At 54.6% G+C, this 19,392-nt stretch carries 16 protein-coding genes (1 of these 16 cut by a window edge); 7 read left to right on the forward strand and 9 right to left on the reverse strand.

What is annotated here, in order from left to right; genetic code table 11:
* Positions 1-2,020 carry the 5' portion of a DNA gyrase subunit A gene (gyrA, locus tag ABC336_RS14905; protein ID WP_413239379.1) on the reverse strand. Its footprint begins 491 nt before the window's first position, so the window shows 2,020 of its 2,511 coding nt (coding positions 1-2,020); it begins with the start codon at positions 2,018-2,020; its stop codon lies off the left edge, out of view.
* Positions 2,021-2,339: 319 nt separating this feature from the next.
* On the opposite strand from gyrA, the gene ABC336_RS14910 reads away from it, so the two are divergent.
* Positions 2,340-3,092 carry a YheC/YheD family protein gene (locus ABC336_RS14910; RefSeq protein ID WP_413239380.1) on the forward strand — a complete coding sequence of 251 codons (753 nt, stop codon included), beginning with the start codon at positions 2,340-2,342 and terminating at the stop codon, positions 3,090-3,092.
* Between the two features lie 98 nt (positions 3,093-3,190).
* Here the strand turns inward: ABC336_RS14910 and ABC336_RS14915 are convergent, their stop codons facing one another.
* The 8 genes from ABC336_RS14915 to dnaA form a co-directional block, all read right to left on the reverse strand.
* Positions 3,191-5,254, reverse strand: coding sequence for an ATP-binding protein (locus ABC336_RS14915; protein WP_413239381.1), 2,064 nt, complete (start codon positions 5,252-5,254; stop codon positions 3,191-3,193).
* A gap of 25 nt (positions 5,255-5,279) precedes the next feature.
* Complete coding sequence (locus tag ABC336_RS14920; RefSeq protein ID WP_413239382.1) at positions 5,280-6,347, reverse strand: cobalamin-dependent protein; 1,068 nt, start codon at positions 6,345-6,347, stop codon at positions 5,280-5,282.
* 205 nt (positions 6,348-6,552) lie between these two features.
* Positions 6,553-8,463 carry a DNA topoisomerase (ATP-hydrolyzing) subunit B gene (gene gyrB, locus ABC336_RS14925; RefSeq protein WP_413239383.1) on the reverse strand — a complete coding sequence of 637 codons (1,911 nt, stop codon included), beginning with the start codon at positions 8,461-8,463 and terminating at the stop codon, positions 6,553-6,555.
* Positions 8,464-8,508: 45 nt separating this feature from the next.
* The gene (gene remB / locus ABC336_RS14930; RefSeq protein WP_413239384.1) at positions 8,509-8,757 is read right to left on the reverse strand and encodes an extracellular matrix regulator RemB; all 249 of its coding nucleotides are present in this window, start codon (positions 8,755-8,757) and stop codon (positions 8,509-8,511) included.
* Between the two features lie 68 nt (positions 8,758-8,825).
* A complete protein-coding gene (gene recF / locus ABC336_RS14935) occupies positions 8,826-9,935 on the reverse strand; it encodes a DNA replication/repair protein RecF (RefSeq protein ID WP_413239385.1) in 1,110 nt (369 codons plus the stop codon).
* Positions 9,936-9,981: 46 nt separating this feature from the next.
* Positions 9,982-10,197, reverse strand: coding sequence for a S4 domain-containing protein YaaA (gene yaaA, locus ABC336_RS14940; protein ID WP_413239386.1), 216 nt, complete (start codon positions 10,195-10,197; stop codon positions 9,982-9,984).
* A 198-nt stretch (positions 10,198-10,395) separates the two neighbouring features.
* Complete coding sequence (gene dnaN / locus ABC336_RS14945; RefSeq protein ID WP_413239387.1) at positions 10,396-11,538, reverse strand: DNA polymerase III subunit beta; 1,143 nt, start codon at positions 11,536-11,538, stop codon at positions 10,396-10,398.
* 285 nt (positions 11,539-11,823) lie between these two features.
* Positions 11,824-13,176: a chromosomal replication initiator protein DnaA gene (gene dnaA / locus ABC336_RS14950; RefSeq protein WP_413239388.1), complete on the reverse strand. Its 1,353-nt coding sequence runs from the start codon at positions 13,174-13,176 to the stop codon at positions 11,824-11,826.
* Positions 13,177-13,869: 693 nt separating this feature from the next.
* Here dnaA and rpmH point away from each other — a divergent pair.
* The 6 genes from rpmH (at position 13,870) to mnmG (ending at position 19,391) form a co-directional block, all read left to right on the forward strand.
* A complete protein-coding gene (gene rpmH / locus ABC336_RS14955) occupies positions 13,870-14,004 on the forward strand; it encodes a 50S ribosomal protein L34 (protein WP_028563561.1) in 135 nt (44 codons plus the stop codon).
* A gap of 91 nt (positions 14,005-14,095) precedes the next feature.
* Positions 14,096-14,458 (forward strand): ribonuclease P protein component, encoded by a 363-nt coding sequence (gene rnpA / locus ABC336_RS14960; protein WP_413239389.1) that lies wholly within the window; start codon positions 14,096-14,098, stop codon positions 14,456-14,458.
* A gap of 107 nt (positions 14,459-14,565) precedes the next feature.
* On the forward strand, positions 14,566-15,321 hold the full coding sequence (locus tag ABC336_RS14965) for a YidC/Oxa1 family membrane protein insertase (protein WP_020620976.1): 756 nt from the start codon (positions 14,566-14,568) through the stop codon (positions 15,319-15,321).
* The gene (jag, locus tag ABC336_RS14970) at positions 15,318-15,941 is read left to right on the forward strand and encodes an RNA-binding cell elongation regulator Jag/EloR (RefSeq protein WP_413239390.1); all 624 of its coding nucleotides are present in this window, start codon (positions 15,318-15,320) and stop codon (positions 15,939-15,941) included. Before ABC336_RS14965 ends, jag begins: the two co-directional genes overlap by 4 nt.
* A 165-nt stretch (positions 15,942-16,106) precedes the next feature.
* On the forward strand, positions 16,107-17,486 hold the full coding sequence (gene mnmE / locus ABC336_RS14975) for a tRNA uridine-5-carboxymethylaminomethyl(34) synthesis GTPase MnmE (protein ID WP_413242525.1): 1,380 nt from the start codon (positions 16,107-16,109) through the stop codon (positions 17,484-17,486).
* A 12-nt stretch (positions 17,487-17,498) separates the two neighbouring features.
* The gene (mnmG, locus tag ABC336_RS14980; protein WP_413239391.1) at positions 17,499-19,391 is read left to right on the forward strand and encodes a tRNA uridine-5-carboxymethylaminomethyl(34) synthesis enzyme MnmG; all 1,893 of its coding nucleotides are present in this window, start codon (positions 17,499-17,501) and stop codon (positions 19,389-19,391) included.
* Position 19,392 lies beyond the last annotated feature (1 nt).

The following is a 19,392-nucleotide window of genomic DNA, read 5'->3' on the forward strand; positions in this document are numbered from 1 at the left end:
CGGGATAGCGGATGGACATACCTTGCGCAGTGCCCATGATAATCTCCTGCTTGCCATCGGTCAGCTTGACGCCGACCAGATCATCATCCTCGCGCAGCGAGATCGCGATCAGGCCGACCTTGCGGATATTCGCATAGTCTTCAAGCGATGTCTTCTTCACGATTCCCTGACGGGTAGCGAAGAAGAGATAGTGATCCGGATCAAAGGCCGGTACCGGGATGACCGCTTTGACCATCTCTCCCTGCTCGATCTGGATCAGATTGATGATCGGCGTCCCCCGCGCAGTCCGGCTGAGATCCGGAATCTCATAAGCCTTTAGACGATACACCTTGCCTTTGTTCGTAAAGAACAGCAGGAAATGATGCGTATTGGTGACATACAGATGCTCGACATAGTCGTCATCCTTGGTCTCCATGCCGATGACGCCGCGGCCGCCGCGCTTCTGACTGCGATAGGTTGTCACGGGCAGACGCTTGACGTAGCCGGAGTGCGTGATCGTTACGATGACATCCTCCTGCGGAATCAGGTCTTCATCCATGATCTCCTCATCGCTGAGTGTCAGCTCGGTGCGTCGTTCGTCGCCGAAGCGCTCTTTGATCTCATTAAGCTCCTCGCCGATGATCTGCAGCACCAGCTGCTGGTCGGCCAGGATGGCTCTGAGCTCGGCGATCCGCTGCAGCAGCTCGGCATACTCGGCTTCGATCTTGTCCCGCTCCAGGCCTGTCAGACGCTGCAGACGCATGTCCAGAATCGCCTGGGCTTGCTCGTAGCTCAGCTCGAACCGGCTGATCAGGCCGTCACGGGCTTCATCGGCTGTCCTGGACGCCCGGATCAGCTGGATGACTTCATCCAGATGATCGAGTGCGATGCGCAAGCCTTCAAGGATATGAGCGCGCGCTTCCGCTTTCTTCAGATCAAACTCCGTCCGTCTGCGGATGACCTCGATCTGATGCTCCAGGTAGTGATGCAGCATGTCCTTGAGACTCAATACCTTCGGTTCGCCGCCTACCAGGGCGATCATGTTGATGCCGAAGTTCGACTGCATCTGAGTCTGCTTGTACAGATTGTTCAGTACAACGTTGGGATTGACATCGCGCCGCAGCTCGACGACGATCCGCATCCCGTTGCGATCACTCTCATCCCGCAGATCGGTGATGCCGTCGATCTTCTTCTCCCGCACCAGCTCTGCGATCTTCTCGACGAGTCGGGCCTTGTTCACCTGGTAAGGGATCTCGTGAACAATGATGCGCGCCTTGCCGCCATTCTCTTCGATCGAGGCGCGTGCCCGCATTGTGACGGAGCCTCGTCCGGTCGAGTAAGCCTGACGGATGCCTTCCTTGCCCATGACGATGCCTGCGGTAGGGAAGTCCGGACCCTTGACGTATTCCATCAGCTCCAGCGAGCTGATATCCGGATTCTCGATCATCGCCTGAACGCCGTCGATGACTTCAACCAGGTTATGCGGAGGAATGTTGGTGGCCATGCCTACCGCAATCCCGGAGACGCCATTGACCAAGAGATTGGGGAATCTGGCTGGCAGTACGGCCGGCTCCTCTTCTTCGCCGTCATAGTTCGGGACGAAATCGATCGTCTCTTTGTTGATGTCGCGCAGCATCTCCATCGCGATCTTGGACAGGCGCGCTTCCGTGTACCGCATCGCCGCTGCCATATCGCCATCGATCGAGCCGAAGTTGCCGTGCCCGTCCACCAGCATATACCGGAGCGAGAAATCCTGCGCCATCCGTACCATCGTCTCATAGACGGCAGAATCGCCATGCGGGTGATACTTGCCGATGACCTCGCCTACGATCCGGGCAGACTTCTTGTAGGGCTTGTCCGGCGACATCCCCAACTCCGACATTGCAAACAGAATCCGCCTGTGCACCGGCTTGAGACCGTCCCTGACGTCCGGCAGGGCGCGGCTGACGATGATGCTCATCGCGTAATCCATAAATGAGTCTCTCATCTCAACGCCGATATCACGATCGCGTATCTGAGAATTCAAATGCTCTTCGGCCATGCTAAACCTCCTGACGTATCCTTAGCGTAAACGGCTGCCCGCCTTGCCGGCTGAAGCTGCCGCCTGCGCAAAAGCATCCCGATCTTGCTAGAACCTATTATATTACTTTCACTTAAACGGCACAATTAAACCTTCCGAGCAGGCTGGGTATCCGCCGCTGCCTCTGCACCCTTAGGTTTCATAGGATACATAATGGCGGCAAGCGTATCGCATAGCCTGTCAGAGGTCACGTATGATTTATTATACCATTCCTTGTAGCGGAAGTGTGCACCCCAAGGCAAGATATTTTCATATCCGGACGCGAAAGGTGGAAGAATCGTTGGCAATCCAGCGTGTAGTAAGCAAATGGAGCAAAACGAGCGTCTTGCTCGGAAGCGAGAAAGTGGCAGCTTACATCCCTCATACCAGAAAGCTCTCTCAGGAGTCGCTCTCTGCGATGCTGAGACAGTACGGCATGGTCTATGTCAAACCGGACCGGGGGACCTATGGCATCGGGGTGATCCGGGTGGAGACAGCGGGAGAGGGGTACCAGTATCAGGAGAACATGCGCGTCCGCTCCTTCGCCTCTTACGATGCCATGTATCAAAGTTTGAAAAATATGATCGGCAATCGCACCTACCTCGTTCAGCGCGGCATCCATCTCTTGCGTTACCGCAAGCGGCGTTTTGACCTGCGCGTAATGGTGCAGAAGAGCCCTTCCGGACAGTGGGAGACGACAGGACTGATCGGACGGCTGGCTCATCCCGGCAAGATCGTCACCAACTACCACAGCGGCGGTACCCCGATGGCTTTTGGCGATCTGCTAGCTACGCATCTGCCGCAGGCAGAACACCGCAGCTATGCCGCCAGACTGGAGAAGCTGGGTGTACAAACGGCTCAGCGGCTGCAGCAGGTATACCCGGGGCTCAAGGAGATCGGTATCGATGTTGCCATTGATACCCAGATGCGGCCATGGATCCTTGAAGTCAATACGAAGCCAGATCCTTACATCTTCCGCAAATTGAAAGACCGCAGCATTTTCCGCAAAGTGTATCGGTACGGTAGGGCCTACGGCAGGTTTGCACGTAAATAACCCACAAAGTGGAGCTTTACTTCGAGGGTTTAAATACGTTGTGAAGCCCTAGAAAATAAAAGCCCGCTAGCCGGTAGAGGGCTGACGGGCTCGCATAGTTATTCATCAATCATGCTTCTAAAGGCTTGGCAGGACTTCCGGAACAGCTGCTCCAACCGTTCCAGCACCTGGCCGTAACCTGTCTCCTTCCGCTCGCCGGCCATCCGTTCCACTGTCGACAGAACCTCTGCCAGCAATGACATCCCGATACTGACGCTGGAAGACTTGATGTGATGGGCCAACTGCTCGGCTTTGCCATATTCAGCCGATCCGATCCATTGTCTCAGTTCCTCAAGCTTGGCAGGCGTTTCTTGCTCATACATGTCGATCAGTTGCTTGAGGATCTCCTTGTCCTCCTCCCCCCAAGGCTGCGCTACGATCTCGCTGACGGTTGAACGGTCCAGCAGCTGATCCAGCTCTTCCCGCTGCCGTTCTTCCGGCGACAGAGCAAGATCGGGAAGCCAGCGGTTCAGCATCTCCTTAAGCTTGCCCAGTTGGACCGGCTTGGTCAGATAGTCGTCCATCCCTGCTTCCAGTGCCCGTTCCTTATCGCCTTTCATCGCATTGGCCGTGATCGAGATGATCGGCACGCGTGGACTGTCCGGTACCAGCCGCTCCAGTTCGCGGATCATCTGGGTGGCCTCAAAGCCGTTGCGTTCAGGCATCTGATTGTCCATGAGGATGAGCCCGGGCTTGTGCTCCTGCCAGAGTCGAATTGCTTCTTCGCCGTTGGTCGCAAGCGTAATCTGATGAAAGCCGAGCTGCTGCAGCTGCAGCATCGAGATCCGCTGATTAACTGTATTGTCTTCAGCCAACAGAATAGGCGTCGTCAGGTCTTTGCGGTGCAGCTGCTGCACCTGTCCCGACACTTCACGCGCTTCCGCACGCCCCTCCGTCTTCGCTTTGTCCAGCTCGAGCTCCACCCAAAAGGTAGAGCCGCTGCCCACTTCGCTGTTGACGCCGATCGAGCCATTCATCATCTCGACCAGCCGTTTCGAGATGGACAGGCCCAGCCCTGTCGAGCTATTTTTGGTGGCGAACGATTGATCCACCTGGAAAAAAGGCTGGAACAGCTTTTTGCAGTTCTCCTCGTCAATGCCGATACCGGTATCCTTCACTTCAAAACGCAGATTCTGTCTTGGTCCGGTGTCAGCCAGCAAGAAGAAACGGATATCGATCTGACCGTTCGAGGTAAACTTGATGGCATTGCCCACGAAGTTGATCAGAATCTGGCTGAGCCGGTTGGCATCGCCCACGAGATATTCATGAATCTGGGGATCGAGATAAAAGGTAAGGCGATTGCCTTTTTCTTTGGCACGGGATTGCAGCAGCTCCGTCACATTGTTGATCATCGTATGCAGATGGAAGATCTGTTCTTCCAGCTTCATCTCGCCCGCTTCGATCTTGGACAAATCGAGGATGTCGTTGATAATACTGAGCAGCAGCTGACCGGACTCGAGGATGACGGATACGGTCTGTTTCTGGGAATCTTGAAGCGGAGAATACATCAGCAGCTCGCTGCTGGCGATGATACCGTTCATCGGGGTCCGGATCTCATGGCTCATGGTCGCCAGGAAAATGCTTTTGGTCCGATTAGCCTGCTCGGCGTTTTCCTTGGCCAGCTTGAGCTCCATGTTGGTCTTGGCGAGCTTGCGCTGCAGGGATACCAGTTCATTGTTCAAGGCGGAGAACTCGTCGTAATTTTTGAGCTCCTGCTCCATTTTGAACACCATTTCCTGAGACAGCTTCTTGATCGTCTCGCGCAGGGAAACCATCTGCTGGTTGTTGATCTTCATCAGTTCGTCGTAGAAGTACGAATAATTCGTATGGTAGGTGGACCCTACGACGAGCGCGCGTTCCTCGAACATCCCTCCGTTAAAATACAATAACTCGTTACCTTTGCCCGTGATCAGATTGATCTCCCAGTTGAACACCGCTTGTCGCTCGCTAAGCTCCGTCAGGAATTCCTTGAATTTGTGAGCGTTCAATTCATCCATCACCGAACGAAAGCCGCTGCGAGTATCCAATTGCTCGGTGATCAGCAGATCATCTCTTATAATCTCTATGATAACGCCATCGGTACTGCATAGTAGTGCAATGACTTGACCCTGATCCTCGCTCACTGCTCCATCCTCCTACGCTCGCTCCTTATTGCAGCAATAAATCATTGGCTGTCTGCAATGCTTCTTTCGCATCGGGGGCATAGCCGTCCGCTCCGACGCTTTTCCACAGCTTTTTGTCAATATTAAACGGCAGTCCGCCGACGAGAATCTTCACCTGCCGGCATTCTACATGCTCACGGATATTCCCGATCAGCTCTTTGACCAGCGTCACATGGTAGGTCATCGTCACAGACAGCGCCAGGACATCGGCCTTGCGTTCAACTAAGGTATCGATAATGTCCGGGACCGGGACATTAGCCCCTGTGTAATACGTGTCCCATCCGTTCATCTCGAACATATCCGATAGCATACGCAGACCGATCTCATGCAATTCCTCCCCTACGCAAGCCGCTACCATGCGCGGTCCGGTCGGAGTATTGGAGAAAATATACGGATACAGCTGGGACATGATCGACTGGGTCGCTGCCGTAAAATAATGCTCTTGGGCGACCGTAATTTTGTTGGTCTGCCATAGTCGGCCGATCTCATACTGAGCCTGCTGGAAGATGTGTAGGTAAATATCCATAATCGGCACCTGCCGCTTGACCAGATCCATGATCAACAGGCTGGCGCCGCTCCGGTCTCCGCCGAGCAACATGCTGGCATATTGCTCGGCTTCCTCTCGCAGCCCGCTCCTCGTAAGATGCGATTCCTCGGGCTCCAGCGGGGCGGCAATCTGCTGCAGTGCCTGCTCGATATACGGGTTGATCACCTCCAGCATCTGGAGCTCCATCTGTTCCTCAATCACCTGTCTGAGACAACGGAGGTTGATCAGCAGATCATCGGAGGTAATCTTATAGCCCTCCAGCAGCACCTTCAGCCAGGTGATGTAGCTGGCGAAGAGCAGCGGACTCTGAATCTGTATGCTCTGGGACAGGTAGCGTATGTTATACAATGTGTCCTGCCTCGTTTTTTTATAGCCAGCCGGACCGAATCGCTGTTCCAGTTCCGGCTGGAGCTGATATTGTCTGGCCGTTACCTGGTCGGCCAATTCGTCACTGCGGGTAAGCAGATACTCTCCTGCCGCGCTCATTCTCATTTGCAAGGTTGTCATGGTTAGGCCTCCTTACGGGATGAAGCACGTCTTTTGAACCTATTTTTTCAGTTTCTCGACCTATATCTTACTACATTTGCAGCGATTATCCCAACATTAATGCTTGTTAACTACGAAAAAAACTAAATATATGGTAAATTATAACAAAAAAGGCTTGCTTATCCCTTGCTAAAAAGCATGGAAAAAGCAAACCTCAGTGTACTGGCTATACGTCCAGATTCTTCACGTACTTCGCGTTGCTCTGGATAAAGTCGCGCCGCGGCTCGACGTTGTCCCCCATGAGCGTATCGAATACGGCATCGGCTTCGATCGCGTCCTCGATCGTCACCTGCAGCATGCTGCGGCTCTCGGGATCCATGGTCGTCTCCCATAGCTGCGTCGCGTTCATCTCGCCCAAGCCTTTATAACGCTGAACACCCACCTTGGCGCCCTCGCCGAACTCGGCCATGATCTGCTCCCGCTCCGCTTCCGACTGCGCGTAACGGACCACCTTGCCGCGCTCCAGCTTGAACAGCGGCGGCTGGGCGATGTAGATATATCCGGCTTCGATGATCTTGCTCATGTACCGGTAGAAGAACGTCAGCAGCAGCGTCCGGATATGGGCGCCGTCGACGTCGGCATCGGTCATGATGATGATCTTGTGGTAACGCGCCTTCTGGATGTCGAAGTCGTCGCTGATGCCGGTGCCGAGCGCCGTGATGATCGCCCGGATCTCGGCGTTGCCGAGAATACGGTCCAGCCGTGCCTTCTCGACGTTGAGGATCTTGCCGCGCAGCGGCAGGATCGCCTGGAAGTGCCGGTCCCGGCCTTGCTTGGCCGAGCCGCCGGCGGAGTCGCCTTCGACGATGTACAGTTCACTGATCGACGCATCCTTGGAGGAACAGTCGGCCAACTTGCCGGGCAAGGAACTGACTTCAAGCGCACTCTTGCGCCGCGTCAGCTCCCGCGCCTTGCGGGCCGCTTCCCTTGCACGAGCCGCCGAGAGCGCCTTCTCCAGCACTTTGCGGGAGACTGACGGGTTCTCTTCGAGGAACTCCTGCAGCTTCTCGGCGAACAGCGATTCGACGATGCCGCGCACCTCGCTGTTGCCCAGCTTGGTCTTGGTCTGACCTTCGAACTGCGGATCCGGGATTTTGACGGAGATGATCGCCGTCAATCCTTCCCGGACATCATCCCCGGAGAGATTGGAGTCGTTGTCGCGGATCATCCCGGATTTGCGTGCATAATCGTTGATGATGCGTGTCAGTGCGCTCTTGAAGCCGGATTCATGAGTACCGCCTTCATGGGTGTTAATATTATTGGCAAAAGAGTAGATACTCTCTGTATAGCTGTCGTTGTACTGCAGCGCGATCTCGACCTGGATATGGTCGCGGGTGCCCTCCACATAGATCGGCTGCTCATGCAGCGCTTCACGGTTGCGGTTCAGATAGGTGACGAACTCCTTGATGCCGCCTTCGTAGATGAACGTCTGCCCGGTGCCGGTGCGCTCGTCATGCAGAACGATCTCGATACCTTTGTTCAGGAAAGCCAGCTCCCGGATCCGGGACTGCAGCGTGTCATAATCATAGATCGTCGTCTCGGTGAAGATATCGGCATCCGGTTTGAAGGTAATCGCCGTACCGGTCGACTCGCTGTCACCGACCACCTTGACATCGTACTGCGGAGCGCCGCGGCGATATTCCTGTTGATAGACGTTGCCGTCGCGGCTGACCTTGACGAGCAGATGCTCGGAGAGTGCGTTGACGACCGAGACGCCGACACCATGCAGGCCGCCAGACACTTTGTAGCCTTCGCCGCCGAACTTGCCCCCGGCATGAAGGACGGTCATGACAACCTCTAGCACAGACTTCTTCATCTTGGCATGCTCGCCGACCGGGATGCCCCGTCCGTTGTCGATGACGGTGATCCGGTTGTCTTCGTGGATATTCACTTCGATCCGGTCGCAATAGCCGGCCAGCGCCTCGTCGATACTGTTATCGACGACCTCCCATACGAGATGGTGAAGACCTTTTACGCTGGTTGAGCCGATATACATCCCTGGGCGCTTGCGTACCGCTTCGAGCCCCTCCAGAACCTGGATCTGACTCTCATCATACGTGTGTTGATTAGATGACATGCTTGTTCCACTGCTCCTCTCGACTGCTCACACCTGATTCCCTGCCTAATTCGCTGCGAAATGATGCGCGCGCTTCTTCAGCGTGGAGGATGATATGGGTGAATAATAGATTTTTTGCTTGGTAACGACGATGGATTTGGCTTCTTCCTCGCCGATGACTTCGACATCTTTGCGCTTGCGAGCACCTGCTACAAATTGCTTGGACAATTTGGAGGACTGCTCGATCGAAATATCAAAGATCGCTACAAGCTCCATGGCACGAATGATTTTCTCGCCGCCCAAATGGATATACATCCGATCCACCCCTTTATCAAGACTTCAATTCCTGCAAAGAACCTCGCAAGACGGGCTAGGCCGCTTGTTTAGTGGGCGACCTGCCCGTCTTGTACATGATATACGCCGGCATCGTGCAGCTTGCCCAGTTCGACGCTCTCCAGTCCTGTAGTGGTGATAAAGGTCTGAACCTTGCCCTGGAAGGTCGCGATCAATTGATTCTGCCGGTTCTGGTCGAGCTCCGAGAGAACATCGTCCAGCAGCAGCAGAGGGTATTCTCCGATCTCCTCATGGATCAGTTCGATCTCCGCCAGCTTGAGGGATAATGCGGTCGTCCGCTGCTGTCCTTGCGAACCGAAGACCTGGGCCTCCTTGCCGTTGATGAAGAATGCCAGATCGTCGCGGTGCGGACCGATCATCGTCATGCCTCTGCGCAGCTCCTGATCTCTAACCTGTGATAACTTTATCATAAATTGCTCAAATAAAACAGATTCATCTTGGGAAGCATCCGCCTCGAAGGAAGGCCGGTACTGGATCCGCAACTCCTCCCCTCCGCTTGTAATCCCGGTATGGATCTGTTCAGTCCAGCGCTGGAGCTTATGGATAAAGGTTTGCCTTTTTTTCATCATTTTAACACCATGCTCGGCAAGCTGGGTATTCCACACCTCCAGCATCGCTTCCTGCACGGTGCCGCCATAAGCGGATTTAAGGTAATTGTTGCGCTGCACCAGTACTTTGCCATACTGCTGGAGCGTATGCAAATACCCGGGCTGTACCTGACCGATCTCCATATCGAGAAACCGTCTGCGGACGCCCGGTGTGCCTTTTACAATCTCCAGATCCTCGGGAGCGAACATGACGACGTTGAGCGTGCCGACAAAATCACTCAGCTTCCGCTGCTCCAGTCCGTTGATTCTGGCTTTCTTGCCCTGGGACGAGTAGGTGAGGTCAAGCTGGACGTTGCCGTACTTCTTCTCCACTTCGCCCCGGATCCGGGCCGTATTCCCTTGCCAACCGATCAATTCCTTGTCTTTGCTGGTCCGATGGGACTTGGTCAGCGCCAGAGCGAAGATCGCCTCGAGCAGATTGGTCTTGCCCTGAGCATTGGGACCGACGAACAGATTGACGCTGTGACCGGTATCCAGATCCAGTTCTGCATAATTCCGATAGTGCTGCAAATGAATGTTTTTTAGTCGCACGCTTTCACTGCCTCCTGAGCGGCCCCGACCCGCACTCGCGCAGGCATCATCGCTTGCCGACCGTAAAAGAACCGTGCCCCGCGACCTCGATCTTATCCCCGGGATACAGCTTGCGGCCGCGGCGGTTGTCGGCTTCCCCATTGATGATAATCTCATGCTCCTGGAGGAAGAACTTGGCCTGGCCGCCCGTATCGATGCATTCGGCGAGCTTCAGGAACTGACCGAGCGCGATATATTCGGTCGAGATTTGGATTTCTTTCATGGTTGTCACCTCATTTTTAGAAGTGTGGTGAAAATAAAGCCTCCGTTGTGCGGATCGTCCTTCCGATCGCTGTTGTTCCCAGAATTCTTAGATGATCACCTCTTAAAAGGGTTGAATTCCAGGAACAAAGGCGAGCGCTACGCTTCTCCAGGACAATTCCGCCCCACTTCCGGCACTTTTTCACCAATCTTCTAGGCATTAGCTTGTTGTGCGGTAAGGGAGGATCAGATGCAAGCTATGCTCGTGGTCGGTCGGCTTGATCGTGATCGGGCTCATTGCTCCGTTAAAGCCGATGAACAGCTGCTCGCTGTCCAGTACCTTAAGTGTATCAAGCATATATTTGGAGTTGAAGGCGATCCGCAGCGGTTCTCCCTCATAGGACACAGGCGACAGCTGCTCAGTTACCCGTCCCAGCTCCGAGGAGCTCGAAGAGATCTCGATGCTGCCGTCGTCGAGTGTCATCAGGCGGACGATGTTGGTCCGCTCTTCTCTCGACATCAGATAGGCCCGGTCGATCGCCTCGATCAGCGTCTTCGTGTCCAGCACCAGCTCCGTCTTGTAGGCTTGCGGGATGATCTTGGACGTATCCGGGTACGTCCCATCGAGCAGCCTGGAATAGAACAGCACTCGGCCGACCTTGAAGAGGATCTGGTTGTCCGTGACGACGATCTCCACCTGGGCATTCTGATCAGGGATCAGCCGCGAGAGCTCGCCCAGCGTCCGGGCAGCGACAACAATGTTCGCAAAGCGATGCTCGGAGCTTGTGTCCACCTGGGCGGTACGGCTGGCAAGCCGGTGGCGGTCGGTAGCGACGAATTTGAATTGTCCTTCATGCAGATTCCATAGCACCCCGGTCAGGACCGGTGTCTGTTCATTGGTCGATGCTGCGATCGTCGTCTGGCGGATCATCATCTTCAGCAGTTCGCCGGACATCGTAAAGGCTTCATGCATCTCGATGGAAGGCAAGACCGGGAATTCCTCGGGGTCAAGGCCGACCATTTGGATATCCGTCGAGCCGGAGCGGATCATCGTTTGGAACTGCTGCTGCACTTCGATCTCGACTTCGTCCGCAGGCAGCTTTTTGATGATTTCGACGAAAAACTTGGCCGGCAGGACGACGCTTCCCGGCTTGTCGATGCGGGCGGCTACTTTGTCTCCCAGTTCTACAGGAATGAAGCTCTGAATAGATATATCAGTATCACTAGCTGTCAGCGTGACGCCTTGATGGGTGACATCGATCTTGATACCGCCGAGGATCGGAATGGCTGGACGGGATGAGCTCGCCTTGGCCACTTGCTGAATCGCGTCATTCAGTTCGTTTTTCAGGATCATTAATTTCATGGTTTCACTCCTAATGGCCAGTGGGTTTGGGGCACGGCATGATCTGAGCTGCATTTGTTGCTGCTGTGTAGATGTTATTTAGATCTTTTAAAAATAGTAGTCGTAGTAGTAGGGGCGCTGAATATGTGTATAAGTGGACAAAACGCTGATCAAGCAAGCTTATCCACATGTGTATATCGTGTGCATAGGCTTGCTTGAATTATAAAGGTTTATGACAGCTGTCCACAACCGTTCGATTCTGATGTCTCCGGGCTCCCACGCAAAATACCTGCTTGTGGGGGATTCTCAGGTGTTCGTCTTGATCTTCTCGGTCAAATTCTGAATGATCTTGTACAGCTCCTGGTCAAGCTTGATCTGCTGATAGATCTTCTCATGAGCATGAATAACGGTTGTGTGGTCCCGTCCGCCGAAAGCCTCGCCAATCTTGGGCAGAGAGTAGTCCGTCACCTCTCTGGCGATGTACATGGCAATCTGCCGCGGGAAGGCGACGGCTTTGGTGCGCTTTCGCGCTTTAAAATCCTCCAGTTTGAGGCCGTAGAACTCGCCCACCTTCTGCTGGATGTCCTGAATCGTGATCATCTTCGGCCGGCTGGAGGGGATGATGTCCTTGAGCGCCTCTGCAGCCAGATGGGACGAGATGTCTTCATTGATCAGCGACGAGTAGGCGACGACGCGGATGAGAGCGCCTTCGAGCTCGCGGATGTTCGTATCGATCTGGCTGGCGATGTAGACCATCGCTTCATTGGGGATATCCAGGTTCTCGGCCTTGGCCTTCTTGCGCAGGATGGCGATCCGCGTCTCCAGGTCCGGCGGCTGGATATCGGTGATCAGTCCCCACTCGAAGCGGGATCTGAGTCGCTCCTCCAAGGTCGGAATCTCCTTTGGCGGGCGGTCGGAGGAGATGATGATCTGCTTGCGCTCCTCGTGCAAGGCGTTGAAGGTATGGAAGAACTCTTCCTGCGTCTGCTCTTTGCCGGCGAGGAACTGGATATCGTCGATCAGCAGGACGTCGATATTGCGGTATTTGATGCGGAAGCTCTCGCCCCGGTTATCCCGGATCGCGTTGATGAATTCGTTGGTGAACTTCTCGGATGAGATATAGAGCACGCGGGTGCTCGGGTTGTGATCCATAATATAATGCCCGATCGCATGCATCAGATGCGTCTTGCCCAGTCCAACGCCGCCATACAAAAACAGCGGATTATACGCTTTGGCCGGCGCTTCGGCGACGGCGAGCGACGCAGCGTGGGCAAACCGGTTGTTGGCGCCGATGACGAAGGTGTCAAACGTATATTTGGGATTGAGCATATGCGAGAACGGTTCTTCCTGCACCTGCGGAGTATCAGGTACGTTCGGAGGCGGGGCAGAAGCCGGCTCTGACGGTTTATTCTCCTCGATCACAAACTTGATATCGACCTCTCGCCCCAGATATTCATATAATGTCGTCCGCACCAGTTTGGTATAACGGCCCTCCAGCCACTCTGCCGCAAAAGTCGTCGGCGCCGAGATGACCACCATGTCATCGCTAAGAAACGACGCCTTGGTCGCCTTGAACCAGGTGTCGAAGCTGGGTTTGCTTAATTTGGTTTGGATAATCGATAACACTTGCTGCCACATTTCGTGGGTATGGTTATCCACAGACGGTCACTCCTTATCCGGTCGGTCCGCTCTCAGCATGTCGAAGTTATGAAGGAGGGAGATAGCATATACCGCAAAAGCATTCGTGCAAAAACGACTCCGCGCGTCGCGGTGTGACGGCGGAGAGCTCATTAGCAGACTGATGCGCCTCTTATTAATGATGAAACGTGTCATCTATCCACATTGTTAAGACATACGGAGCAGATGTTATGAGAAGGGGACAACAATTGTTCACAATGTTATCCACAGGCTGTTGATAAATATGGGGATTAAATAACTTCATCCACAACGAAAACAAATCTATCATAGCAAAATTAACCCTTGATTTCAATGCGATTCCGGATTTTATCCACAATTTCAATAGGTTGTGTATAAAAGTTATCGACAACACAAGATATTGTTTATATCTTGTTAAGATTCGACAGCAATTGTGGAAATCAGCGAAAAAATTATACACATGTTGCTAATTGCCGACGAAACAGCTGGCGAGATGTCCAAAATCGGCGAAAATGGACAACTCCCGTCGAAATGTGGATAACTGTGGAAAGATGCTTGATCCAGGCCCAGTGGCTATGGAAGTCGGCATTGACTTTTAATTGAAGACGTGGTTAAATGGAAAAAGGCGTTTTTTCTGAAGGTAGACGATGAATAAATGTTCATTATTATAGATTGTGTCAGGGAGGTGCAAGCAAAATGAGACCGACATTCAGACCCAATGTAAGCAAGCGCAAAAAAGTGCATGGCTTCCGCAAACGGATGAGCACGAAAAATGGCCGCAAAGTATTGAGCGCCCGTCGCCAAAAGGGCCGTAAAGTATTGAGCGCGTAAACGTGAAGACCACCGCCAAGTGGTCTTTTTTTTAAATTAGTTGGAACCCCAAAGTCAGGTTTAAGTATGAGAGGTACGGAGGAAAACGCACGTGCATAGAAAGCTGCGTCTTCGCAACAGACAAGACTTCAATCGGGTCTATCGCGGCGGCCGGTCGTTCGCGAACAGCCAGTTGGTCGTCTATTGGTCGAAGAAGCCCGATATCCCGCAGTTCCGGCTGGGCGTATCGGTGAGCAAGAAGCTGGGCAATGCGGTCGTCCGCAACCGGATGCGCCGGGTGCTCAAGGAGATCGTCAGAATTCATGCGGAACGGATCGCCGATCATACCGATCTGATCCTGATTGCCCGCAAGCCATCGGTGCAGATGACCTCCAAGGAGCTTGAGAAAAGCGTCCTGCATGTCCTGAAAAAAGCGAATCTGCTGAAGCCCCGTCCGCCCCGGTCGAGCTCCTGAAAAGGATGCCAATCGGCGGATGTCCGGGCTGTTTCTTTGTGGTACAAGATATGGTATAGTTTAGTGTGCAAGTTGCTCTTTAGAGAGGAGTTTTGATGTTGTCTCGGATGACAAAGAAAAGATGGCTGCTGGTTCTCACCATGCTGCTGTTCGTCGTCTTCCTGGCAGGCTGTGTGCCGGCCGATCATACGACGAAAACAGAAGACCTGCTGCAAGGTAACTTCTGGGAGCGCAATGTCGTGTATTACTTCGCGCTCATGCTGGACACTTTTGCCAACTGGTTTCAAGGCTCGTACGGATTATCTATCCTGATGCTTACGATCATCGTGCGAACGATTATCCTGCCGCTCACACTGAAGCAGTATAAGAGCTCCAAAGCGATGCAGGCGCTGCAGCCTGAGATGAAGAAGATCAAGGACAAGTATAAGGATGATCCGAAGAAGCAGCAGGAAGAGACGATGAAGCTGTTTCAGCAGCATCAAGTGAATCCGCTAGCGGGTTGTTTGCCGCTGCTCATTCAGATGCCGATTTTCATCGCGTTGTACAATGCCATCTACGGCAACGACCAGATCCGGGAGCATACATTCCTCTGGTTGCAGCTTGGTCAGACGGATCCGTATTACATCCTGCCGATTATAGCTGCCATTACAACCTATCTTCAGACGAAGATGATGCCGCAGCAGCCGAACAATCCTCTGCAAGCGATCATGCTGATTTTCCCGGTATTGATCTTTGTGATGGCGATTTCGTTTCCGGCCGCGCTGCCGCTCTATTGGGTATACAGTAACATCTACACCATCATCCAAAACTATTTCCTATACGTACGCAATGCTGACAAGGGCAAGGAGGTTCCTGCCAAGTGAAAAAACTCGTCGCATCAGGGAAAACAGTAGAAGATGCTGTACACAAAGGGTTATCGCAATTGCAATTGACTGAGGATCGCGTCCGTATCACTGTCCTGGAGCAGCCCTCCAAAGGGTTGTTCGGACTGATCGGGGCAAGGGATGCCCGCGTCGAGCTGGACGTCATCCCGGATCCGGCAGAGGAGGCGGAAGCCTTCCTGCGCGAAGTGGCACGCACGATGGGAATTACCGTCGCTGTCGAGCATCACCAATCCCGAGAAGGTCTCGTGCTGGCATTGTCCGGCGGAGAAGAGCTGGGGATGATGATCGGCAGACGCGGACAAACGCTCGATGCCTTGCAATATTTGGCCAATATTGTGGCCAATCGATATACCGACAGCCATTTTCGACTGGTGCTTGATGCCGAGAATTTTCGTGAACGCAGACGCAAGACCCTGGAGGCTCTATCCGACCGATTGGCCGGACGCGTCATCCGGACTCGCAAAGAAGTGGTATTGGAGCCGATGTCCGCTCACGAGCGGAAGGTCATTCACTCTCGGCTGCAGCATCACGAGCGGGTGAAGACCTACAGCAAAGGGGACGAGCCGCATCGGCGCGTCGTCATTGCTCCCAAGCCTTGATGAATATGAACCTACGATGACCGTCTCCCGTATATGGGCAGGCGGTTTAGCCGCTTCATGAGCCGCATTTGACCCGTTTGATTTTGATCTCCAGACCACGCGATGCCTCCTGAGCGAGTCATTGCTTTTTTGAAATTTAACCTATATCTAAGGTGGTGAATCATGATGCTGCACGACACAATCGCCGCGATCTCGACTGCCGTCGGGGAAGGCGGGATCGCCCTTATCCGCGTCAGCGGCCCGGATGCTGTCAAGACGGTTCATGGGCTATTGCGGACGAGAGCGGACATCCGGTCTGCGCCATCACATACGGTTCATTATGGACATATATTCGATCCTCGAAGCGGAGAGACAATAGAGGAAGTTCTCGTCACCATCATGATCGGACCGCGGTCTTTCACCGCTGAGGATGTGGTCGAGATCAGCACCCACGGCGGTGTGATATCCGTCAAAAAAGTGCTCGATCTTGTGCTTCAGCAGGAGGGGGTGCGGCTGGCGGAACCCGGCGAGTTCACCCGGCGGGCCTTCGTAAACGGGCGCATCGATCTGGCTCAGGCGGAAGCGGTCATGGACCTGATCCGCTCCAAGTCGGATCGCGCCTTCTCCATCGCCCTCAAGCAGGTGGACGGCAAGCTGTCCCGGCTGATCCGCGAGCTGCGGCAGACGGTGATCGAGCTGCTGGCGCATATTGAGGTCAATATCGACTATCCCGAGCATGACGTCGAGGAGATGACCAACCAGTATATCCGCGAGCAATGCTTTCCTCTCATCGATGAGATCCAGCAGCTGCTCAAGACGGCATCGGAAGGCAAGATCCTCCGAGAGGGCATCACAACCGTGATCGTCGGTCGTCCCAATGTCGGCAAGTCATCGCTGCTCAACGCGCTGGCGCAGGACAACCGGGCGATCGTTACCGACATCCCCGGGACGACCCGAGATGTGATCGAGGAGTTCGTCACGGTGGGGGGCATCCCGCTCAAGCTGCTGGATACGGCCGGCCTCCGGGAGACGGCGGACGTCGTCGAACGAATCGGCGTCGAGCGTTCCCGGGGCGCGCTGCAGGAGGCTGACCTGATCCTGCTCGTTCTCAATCATGCGGAGCCGCTGCATGCTGACGAGAGGGAACTGATGGAATCCCTGCACGGACGCCAGGTTGTTGTTATAATGAATAAGACCGATCTTCCGGGGCAGCTCGATCCGGAGGAAGTGACGCGGCTTCTGCCGACGGCGGCGCTAGTGAAGATGTCGGTCCTGCAGGAGCAAGGGCTCGAGCAGTTGGAGAAGGCGATCTCGGAGCTGTTCTTCAGCGGTCAGCTGGAGACGACAGATCATACCTATGTCAGCAATGCCCGGCACATTGCCCTGCTCAAGCAAGCCATGCAATCGCTGCAAGATGCGGTAGTCGCGACAGAGAGCGGCATACCGATTGATATTATACAGATCGATGTCCGGACCGCATGGGAGCGGCTCGGGGAGATCCTGGGCGACACAGCAGGCGACTCCTTGATCGATCAGATTTTCTCCCAATTTTGTCTAGGAAAGTGAGGCGAAGACGCCATGAGTTACGATGCAGGCCAATATGATGTGATCGTCATCGGGGCGGGTCATGCCGGCTGCGAAGCGGCGCTTGCCGCTGCTCGGATGGGCTGCGAGACGCTGCTCTTGACGATCAATCTCGATATGGTCGCTTTTATGCCTTGCAACCCGTCGATTGGCGGGCCCGCCAAAGGTCATGTCGTGCGCGAGATCGATGCGCTCGGCGGCGAGATGGGACGCAATATCGACAAGACTTTCATCCAGATGCGGATGCTCAATACCGGCAAAGGGCCGGCCGTTCATGCGCTGCGTGCGCAAGCGGACAAATTTCTGTACCAGCATACACTGAAGCAGACGATCGAAGAAACGCCCGGGCTGACCTTGCGTCAGGGGATGGTGGAGGAGCTCATCACCGAAGACGGCGCCTGCACCGGCGTCATCACCAAGACCGGCGCCGTTTACCGCGGACGTGCGGTTGTCGTGACGACCGGCACGTACCTGCGCGGCAAAGTCATCATGGGTGAGCTCATCTATGAGAGCGGTCCGAACAACCAGCAGCCGTCGATCAAGCTGTCCGAATGCTTAAAGGAGCTTGGCTTCGAGCTGGCCCGTTTCAAGACGGGCACGCCGCCTCGCGTCCATCGGGATACGATCGATTTCGACAAGACGGAGATTCAGCCGGGAGATCCCCAGCCGAAGTTCTTCTCCTACGAAACGGAATACTCGGACAATGAACAATTGCCATGTTGGCTGACGTATACGTCAGCGCAGACCCATCAGATCATCAATGATAATCTCCACCGCGCGCCGATGTTCTCCGGAGCGATCGAAGGGACAGGGCCGCGTTACTGCCCGTCGATCGAGGACAAGATCGTCCGCTTCGCCGATAAGCCGAAGCACCAGATCTTCCTGGAGCCTGAAGGCAAGCATACGTCGGAATATTATGTCCAAGGTCTGTCGACGAGCATGCCCGAGGATGTCCAACTGGCGATCCTGCGGTCCATCCCCGGCCTGGAGAAAGTGGAGATGATGCGTACCGGCTATGCCATCGAATACGATGCAGTCGTGCCTACGCAGCTGTGGCCTACTCTGGAGACCAAGCTGGTGCCGGGACTGTTCACAGCCGGTCAGATCAATGGTACGTCGGGTTATGAAGAAGCAGCAGGACAGGGCATCATCGCCGGGATCAATGCCGCACGCAAAGTGCTCGGCAAGGAGCCGGTCATCATCGAGCGCTCGCAGGGCTACATCGGCGTCATGATCGATGATCTAGTGACCAAAGGCACCAACGATCCCTATCGGCTGCTCACATCGCGGGCAGAATACCGGCTCCTGCTGCGGCATGACAATGCCGATATGCGGCTAACGCCGCTCGGCCGGGAGATTGGACTGATCTCTGAAGCACGCTATGAGCGCTTCTTGCAGAAGAAGGCACTGGTGGATCAGGAAGTGAAACGTCTCAAGGCAGAGCGCATTCGTCCGGAGGACGAAAACGCACAGGCGATGCTGGCCGAGGGAAGCTCCTCGCCACTGACGCAAGTCATAGATGCCTTGTCGCTGCTGCGCCGTCCGGAGCTTTCTTATGCGCAAGTGGAGCGGGTCAGTCCGTCGCCGCTCCCGCTGACCGAAGAGATGAAGGAACAGGTAGAGATCCAGATCAAGTATGCCGGGTATATCGAGAAGCAGTTGATCCAGGTCGAGCGGCTCGGGAAGATGGAGAAGAAGAAGATCCCCGACGACATCGACTATCACGATGTGCATAACCTCTCATCCGAATCGAGACAGAAGCTCTCCGAGATCCGGCCGCTCTCGATCGGCCAGGCTTCGCGAATTGCCGGGGTAACGCCGGCAGACATCTCGATCCTGCTCGTCTATCTGGAACATTACAATCGCGTAGTAGCGGCACGGGGGTAAG

This window comes from Paenibacillus jepli, assembly GCF_047238105.1.
In the GTDB taxonomy this organism is placed as follows: Bacteria; Bacillota; Bacilli; order Paenibacillales; family Paenibacillaceae; genus Paenibacillus_D.

What these genes read in the sequence shown, in the direction of transcription:
- rpmH (WP_028563561.1), top strand. Translation starts at nt 13,870, where the DNA reads ATGAGACCGACATTCAGACCCAATGTAAGCAAGCGCAAAAAAGTGCAT.
- yaaA (WP_413239386.1), bottom strand. Translation starts at nt 10,197, where the DNA reads ATGAAAGAAATCCAAATCTCGACCGAATATATCGCGCTCGGTCAGTTC.
- ABC336_RS14920 (WP_413239382.1), bottom strand. Translation starts at nt 6,347, where the DNA reads ATGACAACCTTGCAAATGAGAATGAGCGCGGCAGGAGAGTATCTGCTT.
- gyrB (WP_413239383.1), bottom strand. Translation starts at nt 8,463, where the DNA reads ATGTCATCTAATCAACACACGTATGATGAGAGTCAGATCCAGGTTCTG.
- remB (WP_413239384.1), bottom strand. Translation starts at nt 8,757, where the DNA reads ATGTATATCCATTTGGGCGGCGAGAAAATCATTCGTGCCATGGAGCTT.
- mnmE (WP_413242525.1), top strand. Translation starts at nt 16,107, where the DNA reads ATGCTGCACGACACAATCGCCGCGATCTCGACTGCCGTCGGGGAAGGC.
- ABC336_RS14965 (WP_020620976.1), top strand. Translation starts at nt 14,566, where the DNA reads ATGACAAAGAAAAGATGGCTGCTGGTTCTCACCATGCTGCTGTTCGTC.
- dnaN (WP_413239387.1), bottom strand. Translation starts at nt 11,538, where the DNA reads ATGAAATTAATGATCCTGAAAAACGAACTGAATGACGCGATTCAGCAA.
- mnmG (WP_413239391.1), top strand. Translation starts at nt 17,499, where the DNA reads ATGAGTTACGATGCAGGCCAATATGATGTGATCGTCATCGGGGCGGGT.